Annotated in this window: 17 protein-coding genes; 9 read left to right on the top strand and 8 right to left on the bottom strand. The window is 52.2% G+C overall.

Annotated elements, in window-relative coordinates:
• Window positions 1-74 precede the first annotated feature (74 nt).
• From AOB54_01240 to erpA, 7 genes are all read left to right on the top strand, one after another.
• On the top strand, window positions 75-1,226 hold the full coding sequence (locus AOB54_01240) for a porin (GenBank protein ID WVN42032.1): 1,152 nt from the start codon (window positions 75-77) through the stop codon (window positions 1,224-1,226).
• A gap of 270 nt (window positions 1,227-1,496) precedes the next feature.
• A complete protein-coding gene (locus AOB54_01235; protein WVN42031.1) occupies window positions 1,497-1,733 on the top strand; it encodes a ribbon-helix-helix protein, CopG family in 237 nt (78 codons plus the stop codon).
• Window positions 1,723-2,007: a type II toxin-antitoxin system RelE/ParE family toxin gene (locus AOB54_01230; GenBank protein WVN42030.1), complete on the top strand. Its 285-nt coding sequence runs from the start codon at window positions 1,723-1,725 to the stop codon at window positions 2,005-2,007. Before AOB54_01235 ends, AOB54_01230 begins: the two co-directional genes overlap by 11 nt.
• Before the next feature lie 370 nt (window positions 2,008-2,377).
• On the top strand, window positions 2,378-2,809 hold the full coding sequence (gene rplM, locus AOB54_01225; GenBank protein ID WVN42029.1) for a 50S ribosomal protein L13: 432 nt from the start codon (window positions 2,378-2,380) through the stop codon (window positions 2,807-2,809).
• Window positions 2,810-2,864: 55 nt separating this feature from the next.
• Complete coding sequence (rpsI, locus tag AOB54_01220) at window positions 2,865-3,257, top strand: 30S ribosomal protein S9 (protein ID WVN42028.1); 393 nt, start codon at window positions 2,865-2,867, stop codon at window positions 3,255-3,257.
• A 92-nt stretch (window positions 3,258-3,349) separates the two neighbouring features.
• Window positions 3,350-4,414, top strand: coding sequence for an N-acetyl-gamma-glutamyl-phosphate reductase (gene argC, locus AOB54_01215; GenBank protein WVN42027.1), 1,065 nt, complete (start codon window positions 3,350-3,352; stop codon window positions 4,412-4,414).
• Window positions 4,415-4,430: 16 nt separating this feature from the next.
• Complete coding sequence (erpA, locus tag AOB54_01210) at window positions 4,431-4,796, top strand: iron-sulfur cluster insertion protein ErpA (protein WVN42026.1); 366 nt, start codon at window positions 4,431-4,433, stop codon at window positions 4,794-4,796.
• Between the two features lie 97 nt (window positions 4,797-4,893).
• On the opposite strand, the gene AOB54_01205 is transcribed toward erpA, so the two are convergent.
• The 3 genes from AOB54_01205 to AOB54_01195 are packed head-to-tail and all read right to left on the bottom strand — an operon-like array spanning window position 4,894 to window position 7,877.
• Window positions 4,894-6,417, bottom strand: a complete 1,524-nt coding sequence (locus AOB54_01205) for an NAD(P)(+) transhydrogenase (Re/Si-specific) subunit beta (GenBank protein ID WVN42025.1) — start codon at window positions 6,415-6,417, stop codon at window positions 4,894-4,896.
• Window positions 6,418-6,741, bottom strand: coding sequence for an NAD(P) transhydrogenase subunit alpha (locus tag AOB54_01200; GenBank protein WVN42024.1), 324 nt, complete (start codon window positions 6,739-6,741; stop codon window positions 6,418-6,420).
• 20 nt (window positions 6,742-6,761) lie between these two features.
• Window positions 6,762-7,877 (bottom strand): Re/Si-specific NAD(P)(+) transhydrogenase subunit alpha, encoded by a 1,116-nt coding sequence (locus AOB54_01195; GenBank protein WVN42023.1) that lies wholly within the window; start codon window positions 7,875-7,877, stop codon window positions 6,762-6,764.
• Window positions 7,878-8,018: 141 nt separating this feature from the next.
• Between AOB54_01195 and mnmA the strand changes: the two genes are divergently transcribed.
• Window positions 8,019-9,146: a tRNA 2-thiouridine(34) synthase MnmA gene (gene mnmA, locus AOB54_01190; protein ID WVN42731.1), complete on the top strand. Its 1,128-nt coding sequence runs from the start codon at window positions 8,019-8,021 to the stop codon at window positions 9,144-9,146.
• A gap of 96 nt (window positions 9,147-9,242) precedes the next feature.
• Window positions 9,243-10,658: an adenylosuccinate lyase gene (gene purB / locus AOB54_01185; GenBank protein ID WVN42022.1), complete on the top strand. Its 1,416-nt coding sequence runs from the start codon at window positions 9,243-9,245 to the stop codon at window positions 10,656-10,658.
• A gap of 57 nt (window positions 10,659-10,715) precedes the next feature.
• Here the strand turns inward: purB and AOB54_01180 are convergent, their stop codons facing one another.
• Genes AOB54_01180 through AOB54_01160 form a run of 5 tightly spaced genes read right to left on the bottom strand, consistent with a single transcriptional unit; the run spans window position 10,716 to window position 15,798 of the window.
• Window positions 10,716-12,284 (bottom strand): glycosyltransferase family 39 protein, encoded by a 1,569-nt coding sequence (locus tag AOB54_01180; protein ID WVN42021.1) that lies wholly within the window; start codon window positions 12,282-12,284, stop codon window positions 10,716-10,718.
• A 31-nt stretch (window positions 12,285-12,315) separates the two neighbouring features.
• Window positions 12,316-13,053, bottom strand: coding sequence for an SDR family oxidoreductase (locus tag AOB54_01175; GenBank protein ID WVN42020.1), 738 nt, complete (start codon window positions 13,051-13,053; stop codon window positions 12,316-12,318).
• Entirely contained in the window at window positions 13,050-14,378 is a 1,329-nt protein-coding gene (locus tag AOB54_01170) for an FAD-binding oxidoreductase (GenBank protein WVN42019.1), read from the bottom strand. Before AOB54_01170 ends, AOB54_01175 begins: the two co-directional genes overlap by 4 nt.
• A complete protein-coding gene (locus AOB54_01165) occupies window positions 14,375-14,803 on the bottom strand; it encodes a GtrA family protein (GenBank protein WVN42018.1) in 429 nt (142 codons plus the stop codon). Before AOB54_01165 ends, AOB54_01170 begins: the two co-directional genes overlap by 4 nt.
• Complete coding sequence (locus tag AOB54_01160; GenBank protein ID WVN42017.1) at window positions 14,803-15,798, bottom strand: UbiA family prenyltransferase; 996 nt, start codon at window positions 15,796-15,798, stop codon at window positions 14,803-14,805. The genes AOB54_01165 and AOB54_01160 overlap by 1 nt, the downstream gene beginning before the upstream one ends.
• Window positions 15,799-15,801 lie beyond the last annotated feature (3 nt).

The raw sequence follows: 15,801 nt of genomic DNA, 5'->3' as shown, positions 1-15,801 counted from the left end.
CTGCGGTGTTGGAGCCATTACGATACGGTCGAAAAAGGTTTTGAAATCGTAGTTCCCCTTTAGGAGAACTATTAATGAAGAAGCATCTTATTGCTGCTGCCGTAGCTGCTGCTGTTGCAGTGCCTGCGATGGCTCAAAACGTTAGCATTTATGGTGTACTTGACGCGTCCTACGGCGTAAATGAAACGAAGGGCTCGGCAACCGCAACCAGCAACGTTAAAAGCACGGGATTGGCTGACAGCGCAAATAGCTCGAGCCGTCTCGGTTTCCGTGGCACCGAGGATCTGGGTGGTGGTCTGAAGGCCGGTTTTGTGCTTGAGTCCGGCCTGAACCTGACGAACGGTACAGCAATCGATAAGACCAATGGCCATAAAGTCACAGGAACGGGAGAAGGTTCTACTTCTACTACCTCGGCCGATTCGGCTGTCTTCGGTGCAGCCACTCGTCAAGCGTTTATGACCTTGAGCGGCAATTTCGGTCAAGCCTTAATTGGTTACAAGAAAACCCTCGACACGGACTTTAACGATACTTATTCCCTGTTGACAGATAACTCCGCTGGCTACGAGGGCCATAAAGTCAGTCGCTTGACCCGTGCTAACCAGATCGCCTATACCACCCCGTCGTTTAGTGGTATCGCCGCCTCCGTTGCTTACTCAGCTTCCAAGGCTTCCTACGAGGCTGCTGCAACAGATGCAGTGGAGTTTTATGACGTATCAATGGCCCAAGCAAACATCAACTACGTTGCCGGCCCACTCTCGGTGGGAGTTCATTTCGGTAGTGGGGATATTGATTCCGGTACCGGCGTTTCAAAATCCGAAGGAGTGTCTCTTTTTGGCGTAGAAACCGGCCCTGGCAAATACCGCTACGATACAGCCGCTATCGGTGCTAGCTATGACTTCAAAGTAGCAAAAGTCACTGGTTTGATTGGCCAGCGCAAGATTGGTCTCACTGGAGCCGAGTCAAAGTCCAGCTACACCGAGTTTGGCGTAGCAGTTCCTGTTACATCAGCCTTCACGGTCAAGGCAGGTTACTCCTCAGCTAAGACTGAGCCATCAGCTGGTGGTGCAGCCTCGTTTGATCGTCCTGGCTTCCAGGTAATTGCCGACTATGCATTTAGCAAGCGTACTTCTGCTTGGGCATTGTACGGCTCGGACAAGGACGAGTCCCCTGCGACTGACGATATCAAGCGGACCACAGCTCGCGTCGGTTTGACCCACAGCTTCTAATCTCCCCCGACAGTCACCAGACTGTTGAAAGAGTTAGAAACCGCGAGAACCCCCGCTCACAAAGCGGGGGTTTTTGTTTGTGTGACCTCACCCCACAGTCCAGTGCTGTTGCTGTTCAACGTGACTCAACACAACCCCGAAGCGGTTATTAAAGTGCGCTCCGCTTAACGGGCCCACGTGCAACAAATCCTTTTAATGAAAAACGAGCGGTTGCGTTTTGGCCCAAAATTTATACAATGTATACATCTGCATCTTACGAAGGAGCAGCTCATGGAAAGCGCTGTGCTTACTTTACGGGTCGATACCAAAACCAAGGCCAAACTGGATAAGCTAGCCGAGGCCACCAAGCGCTCAAAGTCTTTTCTTGCAGCTGAAGCGATTGAGCGCTATCTTGAAGTAGAGGCCTGGCAGATCAAGGAAATTAAACAAGCCATCAAGGAAGCCGACGCGGGCGACTTTGTAAGCGATGCGGAGTTTGCCAAGATCGTGAAGAAGTATGCGGGTTAGATGGCTTACCAGGGCGACCAAAGCCTTGATCGCAGCCCACGACTATATCGCTCAAGACAACCCCAAGGCGGCACGAGAGTTTTTCCGCCATGCGATAGCCAGCGCAGAGCAGCTGGCGCAATACCCGCAGACCGGTCGCACGGGCCGAGTACACGGCACCCGCGAGTTGGTCTTGGTCAAGTACCCCTACATCATTCCCTATCGCGTGAAAGGTCAAGAAGTCCAGATCCTTCACGTGTTTCATAGCTCGCGTATCTGGCCCAGCAGTTTCTGACAAGTCCTTTTAAGACACACTGTTGAGCAGTCCGCAAAGGGACTCACCGCCCAAAATCGGTTCCGTTAAAAAACCATGCTATTAAAGTGGTTTTGCTGCCCCAACCCTAAAAAGACCAAATCATCTCCCCTGACTTTCTAATGACTTTTGGTTCATAAATAGTTGCGCCGCACCAAAATTCGGGTTACTCTACAATCTGTCTCCTCCACCCTCCTCCTTTGGTGGATTACACCCCAAGCCCCTGTGGCTTGGGGCTTTTTTTTGCCTTGCTGATTTGGCTGAAACCCGTTATCCTAGAAGGCTTTCCCTAATTCCGTTCGGTCGCTGGCGGTTTGTCCAGCGGGCAAAATTGACCAAAGAGATTGAGAATATGAAGACGTTTTCCGCAAAAGCTGAAACAGCACAACACGACTGGTACGTCGTCGACGGCACGAATGCTGTATTGGGCCGCCTGGCGGCTGAGATTGCTCACCGCCTGCGCGGCAAGCACAAGCCAGAATTCACGCCCCACGTAGACACGGGCGACTTCATTGTTGTCGTGAACGCTGAAAAAATCCGTGTCACTGGCAACAAGGCGGATGACAAGAAGTACTTCCGCCACTCCGGCTACCCCGGCGGTATTTCAGAAACGACATTCAGCAAGATGCAGGGCAAGTTTCCTGGCCGTGCACTAGAGATTGCAGTGAAAGGTATGCTGCCCAAAGGCCCACTGGGCTACGCCATGATCAAGAAGTTAAAGATTTATGCGGGTGATGCACATCCCCACAGCGCACAGCAGCCCAAAGCCCTTATGATTAACTGATTCGTGCCATCAACGGCACATTAATGAAAAGCTCAACAAAAAAGGTTTAAGCACCATGGTCGGCGAATACAACTACGGAACGGGACGGCGCAAAAGCTCGGTAGCCCGTGTTTTCATTAAAAGCGGTAAGGGCAACATCGTTGTCAACGGCAAGCCCTTGGATCAATACTTTTCCCGCGAAACTGGCCGCATGATCGTGATGCAGCCTTTGGTTTTGACCAACCACAACAGCACGTTTGACGTGAAAGTAAACGTCAACGGTGGTGGCGAGTCTGGCCAAGCGGGCGCAGTTCGCCACGGTCTGACCCGTGCTCTGATCGACTACGATGAAACGCTGAAAGCCGCTCTGTCGAAAGCTGGCTTGGTCACGCGTGACGCCCGAGAGGTCGAGCGCAAAAAAGTCGGTCTGCATAAAGCCCGTAAGCGCAAGCAGTTCTCGAAGCGTTAATTGTTGGAAATTTTGGGGGTTCTTTTCCACTCCCAAACCGAGACCCCTCCGAGAGATAATCTCCGAGGGGTTTTTCTTTTAAGGATTCTGAAATGATCAAAGTTGGCATTGTCGGGGGCACTGGCTACACGGGGGTTGAATTGCTTCGGCTGTTGGCCCAGCACCCCCACGCAGAGATCACAGCAATTACGAGCCGAAAAGAAGCTGGCATGGCCGTTGCCGACATGTTTCCGTCTCTGCGCGGCAGGGTCGATCTGCAATTTACAGACCCAGCCAATGCGCCCCTGCAAAAGTGTGATGTCGTCTTCTTTGCAACACCCCATGGGGTTGCCATGGAGCAGGCAAGAGGCCTGCTGGAATCTGGCGTCAAGGTGATTGATCTGGCCGCAGACTTTCGGCTCAAAGACCCCGCTGAATTCGAGCGCTGGTACAAGACCCCGCACACATGCACTGATCTGCTTTCAGAAGCTGTTTACGGCCTGCCAGAGGTCAATCGCGAGGCAATTCGTGTCGCCCGACTGATCGGTCTGCCCGGCTGTTACCCCACCAGCGTACAGCTGGGTTTTCTGCCGGTTCTGGAGCATGGTGGCCTGGTGGACACCTCATCTCTGATTGCCGACTGCAAATCTGGGGTTAGCGGTGCGGGCCGTAAGGCCGAGGTCGGCATTCTTTTGGCGGAAGCGGGGGATAACTTCAAAGCCTATTCCGTTACCGGCCACCGCCACTGGCCAGAAATCACCCAGGGGCTTAAGGCGATTGCCTCTACTGCCGGCAAGGCGCAGGGTGCCAACGACTTGAAACTGGTCTTTGTGCCCCACCTGACGCCGATGATCCGGGGCATCCATTCCACACTCTATGCAAGGGTATTAGGCCACGCCAAGGACTTTGATTTTCAGAAGCTTTTTGACGAGCGCTACGCCGCAGAACCCTTTGTAGACGTGCTTCCACGGGGTTCTCACCCAGAGACACGGTCGGTCAGGGCGTCTAATTTTGTGCGTATTGCGGTGCATCGCCCGCCCGAGAGTGATCTTCTCGTGGTGCTGGTGGTAGAGGATAATTTGGCTAAAGGGGCCTCTGGCCAGGGGGTGCAAGTTATGAACATTATGTTTGGCCTGCCTGAAACTGCTGGTCTAACCCAGGTACCAGTTTTGCCGTAAATGAAAGGAATTGAATATGAATGCTGCCGTTGAGAATGCTGATTTAGAAATGCCTGCCCCGCTTAACTTTACCGATAATGCGGCAGCCAAAGTCAAAGCTCTTATTGATGAAGAGGGCAACCCCGAGCTTAAACTGCGCGTGTTCGTTCAGGGTGGTGGTTGCAGTGGTTTTCAGTACGGCTTTACTTTTGATGAAGCCGTCAACGAAGACGACACGAGCATGGAGAAAAATGGCGTGACTCTGCTGATTGACAGCATGAGTTACCAGTACTTGGTGGGCGCCGAAATCGACTATAAAGAGGATCTTGAGGGTTCACAGTTTGTGATTAAGAACCCAAATGCGACGACCACTTGTGGCTGTGGTTCAAGCTTTTCAGCCTAAAGCCATCTTTTTCTAGAACCGCTAAAAGAACGAAAAACGCCACTCGATGAGTGGCGTTTTTCTTTGCGTTACAACTTCTTAGTTCGGTTAAAGCGAATCACTCCACCGCCTTCACCATATCTTCAACGACCTTTTTGGCATCACCAAAGACCATCATGGTGCGGTCCATGTAGAAAAGGTCGTTATCCAAGCCAGCATAACCAGCAGCCATAGAGCGCTTGTTCACAATAACGGTCTTGGCTTTATAGGCTTCCAGAATCGGCATGCCAAAGATAGGGGAGCCTGGCGTGCGGGCGGCGGGGTTGACCACGTCATTCGCGCCCAACACCAAGACCACATCGGTCTGACCAAACTCTGAGTTGATATCTTCCATCTCAAAGACCTGATCGTACGGCACCTCGGCTTCCGCCAAGAGCACGTTCATATGGCCCGGCATACGGCCAGCTACAGGGTGGATGGCGTACTTCACCGTGATGCCCTTGTGCGTGAGCTTTTCGGTCAACTCTTTGAGTGCATGCTGGGCACGGGCAACCGCCAAACCGTAACCGGGAACAATCACCACCGTCTCGGCATTGGTCAGCATAAAGGCAGCATCATCGGGCGAACCACTCTTCACCGGGCGCTGTTCTTGTGCACCGCCAGTAGCTGCTGCAGCGTCACCACCAAAGCCACCCAGAATCACGTTGAAGAACGACCGATTCATGGCCTTACACATAATGTAAGACAGAATCGCACCGCTGGAACCCACAAGCGAACCCGCAATGATCAGCATGGAGTTATTCAAGCTAAAGCCAATGCCCGCTGCCGCCCAGCCAGAGTAGCTGTTTAACATCGACACCACCACTGGCATATCGGCACCGCCAATCGGGATGATGATCAACACACCCAGCACAAACGAGAGTGCCAGCATGGCAAAAAACGCCGGCCAGCTTTCCGTAAACATAAACACCAGGCCAAGCGCGATCGTGGCGATACCCAAAATCAGGTTGAGCATGTGCTGGCCAGAAAACACGACTGGCGCGCCCTGGAACAGGCGGAACTTGTATTTGCCAGAGAGTTTGCCAAACGCAATCACAGAGCCTGAGAAAGTAATCGCACCAATGGCTGCGCCCAAGAAGAGCTCTAAGCGGTTGCCGATCGGAATGGGCTGGCCTTTTTGCGTGATGTTCAAGGCATACGGCTCAGCAACGGCAGCAACGGCAATAAACACAGCTGCTAGACCAATCATGGAGTGCATGAAGGCCACCAGCTCTGGCATCTTGGTCATCTCCACCCGCTTGGCCATGGTGGCGCCAATGGCGCCGCCCACCACCAAACCACCCAGCACCAAGAGCAGGCCCTTCATTAGACCGTTCTCGGCTGCGGGTGCTTTGCCCATGGCCTGGTTCACGGCATTCTGAGCGGACTGCAGTGCGGCCTCAATGCCTGTGGGGGCTAGGCTTTGCGACATGGTGGAAATCAAACCGACCGTGGTAAAGATCGCAATCGCCATACCGGTCATGCCAAATAAGTTGCCCTTAATCGATGTAGTGGGGTGCGACAGGCCCTTTAGCGCCTGAATAAAACAGACCGACGCGATCAGATAGAGCAGCGTTACGGTATTCATCGAGAGGCTTAACATTTATGCAGCCTCCTTTGCGTTCGCAGCGGGTTTTTTCTCTTTCTTTTTAAACATCTCCAGCATACGGCGGGTGACCAAGAAGCCACCGAACACATTCACGGCAGCAAGTGCCACGGCCAAGACACCCATGGTCTGACCCAGCACGGTTTCAGTCAGTGCGGCCGCCAGCATGGCACCCACGATCACGATGGCGGAAATCGCATTGGTCACAGCCATGAGTGGCGTGTGCAGGGCAGGCGTGACATTCCAGACCACGTGGTAACCCACGTAGATGGCCAGCACAAAGATGATTAAGTTCACAAGGGTTGGACTGATTGCTTCCATCGCATCACTCTCTATTTGAATTAATTACGTAAAACAGCGCCGTCTTTGGTCACCAAAGTGGCCGTCACAATGTCGTCGTCTGCGGGGATGCTGAGCGCGCCCTCTTTGGTCACGATCAGCTTCATGAAGTCCAGCAGGTTGCGGGCGTAGAGCGCGCTGGCATCCGTTGGCACCAAGGCCGCCAGGTTGGGCTGGCCCACAATGATCACGCCGTGCTTGACCACTGTCTTGCCCAGTTCCGATAAGGGGCAGTTACCGCCCTGCTCAACGGCCATGTCCACAATCACCGAACCCGGCTTCATGGACTTGACCATGTCTTCTGTGATCAGGGTTGGGGCCTTACGACCAGGGATCAAGGCGGTGGAAATCACAATGTCTGCAGCCGCGATGCGCTTAGCCACTTCTGCACTCTGGCGCTTCATCCAAGCTTCCGGCATGGGCCGGGCATAGCCGCCCACGCCCTGGGCGATCTCGCGCTCTTCATCGGTCTCAAAGGGCACATCAATGAATTTCGCGCCAAGGGACTCAATCTGCTCTTTCACAGCCGGGCGAACGTCAGAGGCTTCCACCACAGCACCCAGGCGCTTGGCCGTGGCAATGGCCTGCAGACCGGCAACACCAGCGCCCAAAATGACCATGCGAGCGGCCTTAATCGTGCCGGCAGCGGTCATGAGCATGGGGAAGATCTTGGGATAGGCATCCGCAGCCAGCATGACGGCCTTGTAGCCCGCCAGGTTGGCCTGGGATGACAGCACGTCCATGCTCTGGGCACGGGTCGTGCGGGGGGCTGCCTCCATGGCAAAGGCGGTAATGCCAGCGCCAGCTAAGCGCTCTAAGCCAGCACGGTCAAAGGGGTTCAGCATGCCGATCAGCACGGCACCCTGCTTCATCTGTTTGACTTCGTCATCTGACGGGATGCGGACTTTCAGCACCAAATCGGTGCCCATGGCATCAGCCTGAGAACCGACCTTTGCGCCAACAGCCGTATAGGCCTCGTCAATAAAATTCGCGGACACGCCCGCGCCAGCAGCAATCGTGACCTGATGCCCCTGGGCAATAAATTTTTTCACCGTCTCGGGTGTCGCCGCTACCCGCGTTTCGCCGGGCAATGACTCCTTGGGAATGCCAACGTGCATTCGATGGTCTCCATAACGTGTGGGGATTGAGTTACAGGCTAAATGCTACCCGACAACCGCACCAAGCGTGGGCGGGCAGACTAGAATCATGGGTCCCATTTCTCTGGTTTTAGGCGCCTGTTCGCGACACTCCGACACATGATGAGCAATCACCCCGTTTTAAATTGGAAAGACTCACTGCGGGGCCGCAAACGGGTGGTGGTGGGCATGTCGGGCGGGGTCGATTCATCGGTCACCGCCTGGCGACTCAAAGAGGCTGGCTGTGAAGTTATTGGTCTTTTCATGAAAAACTGGGAAGACGATGACGACAGCGAGTACTGTTCCACCCGCCAAGACTTCCTAGATGCCGCTGCGGCGGCCGAAGTGATCGGCATTGAATTGCAGGCGGTGAACTTTGCGAAGGACTACAAAGACCGGGTCTTTGCGGATTTCTTGCGGGAGTACCAGGCTGGCCGAACCCCCAACCCCGACGTGCTGTGCAATGCCGAAATTAAGTTCAAGGCCTTTTTGGACCACGCCATGGCCCAGGGGGCCGACTGTATTGCCACGGGCCACTATGCACAGGTCCAGTGGGTCTCAAGCCACCAGGTCCAGCTGGTCCGGGGTGCCGACCCGGGCAAAGACCAGACCTACTTTCTGCACCGCCTAAATCAACAACAGTTAGCACGTACTATCTTCCCGATTGGCGATTTACATAAGTCTGTGGTGCGGGATATGGCCAGAAAAATTGGTCTGCCCAACGCGGCGAAGAAGGACTCCACAGGTATCTGCTTTATCGGTGAGCGGCCATTTCGGGAGTTCTTGAACCGCTACCTGCCCACCAAACCTGGGCCCATGGTCACGCCAGAAGGCCGCACGGTTGGCCAGCATATGGGCCTGGCGTTTTATACCTTGGGCCAGCGCAAGGGCTTGGGCATTGGGGGCGATAAGGCGGGTGATGGCAGCCCCTGGTTTGTGTTGGATAAAGACATGGCGGGCAACCGGCTCATCGTGGCCCAAGGCCACGATCACCCGGGCCTGCTGTCCCATGGATTGACAGCCATTGACCCCAGCTGGGTGTCAGGCACCGCGCCTGCAGACGGCGCCCTATTGACTGCCAAGGCCCGATACCGCCAGCCAGACGCGGCCTGCACCTATCGGGGTGGGGTTGATGGGTTCGAGTTGGCTTTCCCGCAAGCCCAGTGGGCGGTCACCCGAGGCCAGTCCGCCGTGATCTATGACGGCCCAGTCTGCCTGGGTGGTGGGATTATTTCGGGGCGATCTAGCTGAAAGACGGCCGGTGCATCAGATTGTCTTAATCCATCAGCGAATTGTTCTGCCCAATGGCTACGAGCGTAAAAGTGCCCCGGTTATAAAATGACCGGCATGAACACTCTCAATTCCAAGTCTAATTCTGGTGCTAACCAGCAGCTTTTAAATCTCTCGCCACTTGATGGCCGCTACGCATCGAAACTCGATAGCCTGCGGCCCCTGCTCTCTGAAGCTGGCTTTATGAAACACCGGGTCGAGGTCGAAGTCGCCTGGCTAATTGGCTTATCGGATCTGGGACTTGCGGAACTACCCACCTTTAGCCCTGCGGCACGAACTGCGTTAGAGAGTTGGGTTGATAATTTTTCAACCGATGATGCCGCCCGAATCAAAGCGATTGAGGCTACAACCAACCACGACGTAAAAGCCGTGGAATATTGGATGAAAGAAAAGGCCGCGGCTGAGACTGGCTTGCCAGAGTTGGCCAAGGCGGCCGAGTTCATCCACTTTGCCTGCACTTCGGAAGACATTAACAACACGTCCCACGCGTTGATGTTGCGAGAAGCACGCAAGCAAGCAATCTTACCCGCCATGCAGATGATGACAGATCGGCTGCATAGCTTGATTGAGTTGACGGCTGAGCTGCCAATGCTATCGCGCACCCATGGCCAGACGGCATCACCCACAACATTGGGCAAAGAGTTGGCCAATGTACGTCAGCGCCTGCGGATTGCACGTGATGCATTTATCGCGGTGGCACCACGCGCCAAGATGAACGGCGCGGTGGGCAACTATAACGCCCACACATCGGCCGCACCCGGTATCGACTGGCCCGCGTTTTCTAAGCGTGTCATTGAAGGCCTTGGGCTAGAATTTAATAGTCATACCATTCAGATTGAACCGCACGACTGGATGGCCCAGTACTTTGATGCGATTGCACGTTTCAACACGATCGTCTTAGATTTGTCGCGTGATATTTGGGGCTATATCTCACTGGGTTACTTCAAACAAAAACTAAAAGCGGGTGAGGTGGGCTCTTCCACCATGCCGCACAAGGTCAACCCGATTGATTTTGAAAATGCAGAAGGCAATCTGGGCATTGCCAATGCACTGCTTCGTCACTTAAGCGACAAGCTGCCCGTGTCCCGCTGGCAACGTGATTTAACGGATTCCACTGTGTTGCGTAATCTGGGTGTGGCACTAGGCCACAGTCTGCTGGCCTATGACTCGTGCCTAAAGGGGCTGGGCAAGCTTGAGATTAATGAAGCACGAATTGCGGACGATCTTAACCAGGCCTGGGAAGTATTGGCCGAACCGATTCAGACCGTGATGCGCCGCTATGGCCTGCCGCAGCCTTATGAGCAGTTAAAAGCGCTGACCCGCGGCCAAGGCATGACCGAGACCACGATGCGTAACTTCATTAACGGCTTAGACCTGCCCGCTGCTGACAAAGCACGGCTGATGGCGATGACACCCGCGAGTTACACGGGCTTGGCAGCAAAGTTGGCGAAGGACGAATTAAACTTCGGCTAACTATTTAGACATATCGAACGGATAAATTTGCCGTCAGCCAAACGCTGTAAATGTTAGTTAGTATGTTGACCGCGCTCTGCCCTCAACCATTAAGTCGTAACGTTCAGTAAAAGGACAAGAGTACATGGGCAACAGGGCCGGAATCTGATAATAACGTTTGGCGATTTCGGCAATGACCGTTTCTCGATATGCAGAGAATTTAAATTTCTCTCCGTGAATGACCCAATATTGCCGATTACGGACTTGCAGGGTGTGCAGGCTGACCGAATCAAAAAAAGGAAGGAAATCCGCCAAAGGCCGCTCGCTACTCAGCAGAATTCGCACGGGTTTGCCATCAAACTGTTGGAAATCCACCTGGTAGTCGTCTTGCCGAGCATATCGAGAGCCAACCCCAAAAACAGGCACGTAGCGCTTTGCATGATAACCAAGAATCGACGCTGGACTGTATCCTTCAGCCATTAGCGTAGTCGTATCTGAAGCGCCTAGCATGACCATAGCTGGGAGTTCCTTGGCATCGTAAACAAAGCCGGCACCTTTGAGCTTGGTGTGTTCTAGCCAAAAACCAGGGAAACCAAAAAAACCAACGACAAGAACAACGTGTGGCATACACCAAAGCGCAGTCCAGCCAATGTAGCGCCGCAGACGATCTTCTGAAAGGAGAACACCCGTAAGCACGAATAACAACGGCAGAAAAGCTAACACCCAGTGTAGTCCGACAGACCTAAACAACGAAAGCAGCAAAAAACATCCGAAAGAGACACAAACCAAAACAAACACAGCAAAGTGGAGATGGATATGCTTTCGTGACTTCCACAGGCCCCATAATGTCCATGGTGCAACCAAATAAATCATCATGACGATGAAGATGCCTAAATTCTTCAGGCCTACAGATACGTCGTCATGGCGATTTATTGCGTTAAACATGACGTTGTTCCAGCAATTTGTCGCGTTGTAGGCAACGTTCAACAGAACAAATGGTGATGCCGCAATAAAAATTGTTACAAGAATTTTTAGGCCGTGCGCGAGACTAGGCCCTCCCAGCTTTGGCGTTCTGAGAAGAGTAACTGCATAGGCGAACGCTATAACTACAGCGAGGTACTTTGATAAAAACGCAAGCCCAAGCATTAGTCCAGTTAAGACAAACCACCAAAATTCCTGGGGAAAGGTTCTTCCCATAGTCTTGCTCGACACACTACGTAACAATTCTCCGCGAGCGAAACAATAAAACGAAAGAAAAACAAATAAAATTAACGGTGTGTCATTGGTTACAGGAACGCCAATCCAACTGATTGGGGTCAGCAGATACAGCGTTGCCGCGTTCCATTTCGCATTTACTTTGTGTGGCGCAAGTCGATTGACTAAATCGAGAATACCTAAAGAAACAAAAAAAGTTGCGCTAACTGTCAAAATCCGCAATGCCAGGGGTGATTCGCCAATGAGACTAAGCAAAGCAATCATCCAACCCACCATTGGCGGGTGATCATAATATCCCCAATAGGGATAACGCCCCCACCAAAAAAATAGCGCTTCGTCCCCAGTAATAGGGACCACGTACGCAAGCCAAAGCTTGGCAATGAGCGTACAAAGAAAAGCTAAGAAAAAGACAGCTTTTGGATTAAATAACAAACTGAAACCTTTTACGTAAAAGCGCTTTGGCTTAGAAAGTTAGTTTGAGAAAAACTCTGACGGGAAGCAGTCTAATGGCCGCCATAACTACCCACCAAAATGTGGGCACATACACTTCATATTTTCTCTTATCAATAGCCTGCACAATCTTTGGTGCCACATGATCGGGTTTAGCCCATAGCAACCCTTTTTTAAATGATGCGGTCATGGGCGTATCTACAAAACCCGGCTTAATGGTGACCACTGCCACATTTGATTTATGCAGTCGCTGCCGTAAGCCCGATGTAAATGCCGTGACCATTGCTTTGGCTGAGCCATAAACATAGTTGCTGGCCCTGCCTCGATCTCCCGCAACAGAAGAAATCACAGCGATTGTTCCCGACTGCTTTGCTTCAAACCGATTTGCAATATGCGTTAGCAGACTGATGACTGACAATGCATTGGTGTTTATCTCTGCAAGGGTTTGCTCGACATTTTGTTCACAAGCTTTTTGATTCGATAAAGTTCCGTGCGCAATCAGCACTGTATCTATGCCGCCCATTGCTGTTTCTGCTGCGTCTAATAGAGCAACATGTTTCTGCATATCGTTTAAGTCCACGCAGAAGCTGTGGGCCTGTTCTGCCCCCCTTACTATTAAGTCAGCAGTCATCGTTTTAAGACGTTCCTCATTTCGCGCCACCAAATAGAGGGCATCACCCCTAGCTGCCCATATCCGTGCACAGTGTTCAGCAATAGCAGATGTTGCGCCAAGAATGAGAATTTTTCTCACGCCAACCCCAATCGTTTCGATTGAGCAGAGGCAAACTTGCCCAGGGCCCCATACTTATGACGCACTGCTTCAAACTCCTGCCATTCTGGGTATGTCGCTTTAAACGTAAGTTCTTTCATTACCGCATCTTTCGTTAGGTAAACCCTGCCGCCCATTCCGGCCACCATATCGTCTAGCCTGTGCAATAACGCTACTACAGATGAGGACATTTTAAAGTCTAACGCTAGGGTGTAGCCCTCTATTGGAAATGACAGTAAGTTTTTGTTGGCAGGGCCGAATTGTTTTAGCACTGCCAAAAACGACCCCGCACCACTTTCGGCGATTTGGGTAAGAATGGTGCGCATGTTAGAAACGCCATCGGCTTTAGGTAGCACAAACTGATATTGCACGAACCCGGCTTTACCATAAAGCTTGTTCCATCCACCTAGTGCATCTAACGGATAGAAGTAGGGCTGCAGTGGCACGGTCTGTGTTTTGTCATGTGCTGCTTTTGCCCAATAAGCTATGTTAAATGCCCGCATTGTCATGCTATTCAGTAAGGCGGCAGGCGTATGGATAGGAACAGTGACGGGGTCTTTAACTGTTAGGTTCAGCCCTCCGCTGTCGCTATGTTCCCCCAGCATTACCACGCTACGGCCCAAGCGTTTACCTGTCGCCAAGCAATCAATCCACGCCACGCTATAAGTCGATGCGCTATACACTTCAAAAGCCTCGCAAGCTTCTTCTAACGAAGCTGCCTTGATGGTTTTTTGCGTGATTTGAGCTGACTTAACTGGAATGAGCTGAATAGTGGCAACGAGAATCACACCCGTTAGCCCCATGCCGCCACACGTCGCGTGAAACAGGTCTTGCAGATGCGTAGGTGATGCAGTAACAATTTCCCCTGTGCCAAGCAGCAAAGTCAAAGACACGACATGCTGCCCAAATGTACCTGCGACATGATGGTTTTTGCCATGCACATCACTGGCGATTGCCCCACCCACTGTGACATAACTCGTGCCTGGTGTTACAGGTAAAAACCAACCGTGCTTTACCGTAATTTTTAATATGTCTCGCAGTGTTACGCCTGCCTCCGCTGTCAGCAAACCCGTTTTGTCATCAAACGCAATGAAGTGGTCACAGCAGGTGGTCTGTAAGACGGTTGCAGCATTGGCACTATCGCCATAGCTTCTGCCCATGCCCCGTGCAATGAGCGATGAGTGGCGCTCTAGTTCAGTTTTGCAGCCAGAAAGTGACCGCGGAATTATCACCTGTGCTTCTTGTGTTGGATAGCCACCCCATCCACTAATCGTTGTGGTGGCAGTTGTTTGGGGGGCAGCCGTCATACCGCCACCTGCTTATCGCCGCTGACAAACACGTATTTTTTGTCTAGCTGGTACTTGATATAAAAGCCAAGACTTAGGCCAATCACGCCACCCACATAACGCATGATGTCTGTCGCGAAGATAAAGTGAAACGCATACTCCACACCCCAAAAGATGGCGGTGGTAAAAACGCCCATAAAACTATAAAGCACAAAGAGCTTCCCATCGTGCGCGATGTTGTTACTCTGAAACGCAAAAATATACCGTTTTTCTAACAGGTAACGCAGTGGCAAGCCCGCACCAGTGCCAATCAAAATAGACACCTCAACAGAATAAGGCCCTGTGTAAGCCCAAATGCACAGCATCTGCGCGCCAATATTAATCGCCGTGGAAAACGCTGCAAAAAGCGTATACAGCACGGCAAGGCTGACCGCCGTTTTTGCCATTAGCTACCAATACCTTTTGTAGCAAGCAGAAAAGAAAATGCAATAAGCACAGCAACCGTAAGACTGGCTTTATCTTTTATGGCGAACACTATCGGATCGTCGTGCATTTCGCCTTTGTGCGCCTTCATCCATACCCAACTTACCCAGAACAGCATTAAAGGCACGGCCAACCAAATCAGTTCAGGCTGCACATAAAGCGTGACGACTGTTTCTCCCTGCAAGTAAAGTGCTAACACCAGTATTGCTGCATAGCCAGCCGTAATGCCCAAAGTCTGAACCAAGGGCGCATCTGTTACGGCGTAGCCCCTGCCATGGGCGAAGGCGTTACCGGCAGCCGCCTGCACTTGTAGCTCTGCGTATCGCTTAACGAAAGCAAGTGACAAAAAGATAAAGACCGAGAACGCTAAAAGCCAAAAAGATAGAGGGATGGTCACTGCTGCTGCGCCAGCAATAATGCGTAATGTGTAAAGCGCAGCTAATGTTAGGCAATCAATCAGCGCCAGGCGCTTTAACCACAAGGAATACGCACAGGTCAGTAAGAAGTAGACTATTAACCAAGCTGCAAACGCTGCACCTACCACCAGCCCCAATGCAAGGCTTGTAGCAGTAAACAGTGGCAAAAGTACCGCCCCCACTTTAAGGGGAACGGCTGCTGAAGCGAAAGGGCGGTGGCGCTTCCGGGGGTGTCTGCGGTCGCTTTCTAAATCCAATAGGTCATTGGCCATATATACCGCAGAGGCACACAAGCTAAATGACACAAAAGCGAGAACCAACGTAGATAGCGATTGGAAGTTGCCCATCTGATGGGCTGCAAGCAGTGGCACAAAAAGCAGCAAATTCTTTAGCCATTGATGAACCCGAAGCGTCTTTAGCCAATGCGAAAGCATTACCACTTGCGGCGGGAAGACTTTAGACACAGTAGCTACTTTTTCAGCTTGCTTAGCAATCGCTTCACTAGCGTTCACCACAATCGCCTGCCGCGCGCCAGCCCACACTTC

This window comes from beta proteobacterium MWH-UniP1, from assembly GCA_036362785.1.
Taxonomy (GTDB): domain Bacteria; phylum Pseudomonadota; class Gammaproteobacteria; order Burkholderiales; family Burkholderiaceae_A; genus Lacustribacter.
Note: the sequence above shows the minus strand (reverse complement) of the source record. Positions and strands in the feature narration are given on the sequence as shown.

Bases quoted from the DNA above. Each gene is read 5' to 3' on its own strand.
- mnmA (WVN42731.1), top strand. From the start codon at position 8,019: ATGAGCAATCACCCCGTTTTAAATTGGAAAGACTCACTGCGGGGCCGC.
- rpsI (WVN42028.1), top strand. From the start codon at position 2,865: ATGGTCGGCGAATACAACTACGGAACGGGACGGCGCAAAAGCTCGGTA.
- argC (WVN42027.1), top strand. From the start codon at position 3,350: ATGATCAAAGTTGGCATTGTCGGGGGCACTGGCTACACGGGGGTTGAA.
- AOB54_01165 (WVN42018.1), bottom strand. From the start codon at position 14,803: ATGGCAAAAACGGCGGTCAGCCTTGCCGTGCTGTATACGCTTTTTGCA.
- AOB54_01240 (WVN42032.1), top strand. From the start codon at position 75: ATGAAGAAGCATCTTATTGCTGCTGCCGTAGCTGCTGCTGTTGCAGTG.
- erpA (WVN42026.1), top strand. From the start codon at position 4,431: ATGAATGCTGCCGTTGAGAATGCTGATTTAGAAATGCCTGCCCCGCTT.
- AOB54_01195 (WVN42023.1), bottom strand. From the start codon at position 7,877: ATGCACGTTGGCATTCCCAAGGAGTCATTGCCCGGCGAAACGCGGGTA.
- rplM (WVN42029.1), top strand. From the start codon at position 2,378: ATGAAGACGTTTTCCGCAAAAGCTGAAACAGCACAACACGACTGGTAC.
- purB (WVN42022.1), top strand. From the start codon at position 9,243: ATGAACACTCTCAATTCCAAGTCTAATTCTGGTGCTAACCAGCAGCTT.
- AOB54_01235 (WVN42031.1), top strand. From the start codon at position 1,497: ATGGAAAGCGCTGTGCTTACTTTACGGGTCGATACCAAAACCAAGGCC.
- AOB54_01170 (WVN42019.1), bottom strand. From the start codon at position 14,378: ATGACGGCTGCCCCCCAAACAACTGCCACCACAACGATTAGTGGATGG.
- AOB54_01205 (WVN42025.1), bottom strand. From the start codon at position 6,417: ATGTTAAGCCTCTCGATGAATACCGTAACGCTGCTCTATCTGATCGCG.
- AOB54_01200 (WVN42024.1), bottom strand. From the start codon at position 6,741: ATGGAAGCAATCAGTCCAACCCTTGTGAACTTAATCATCTTTGTGCTG.
- AOB54_01230 (WVN42030.1), top strand. From the start codon at position 1,723: ATGCGGGTTAGATGGCTTACCAGGGCGACCAAAGCCTTGATCGCAGCC.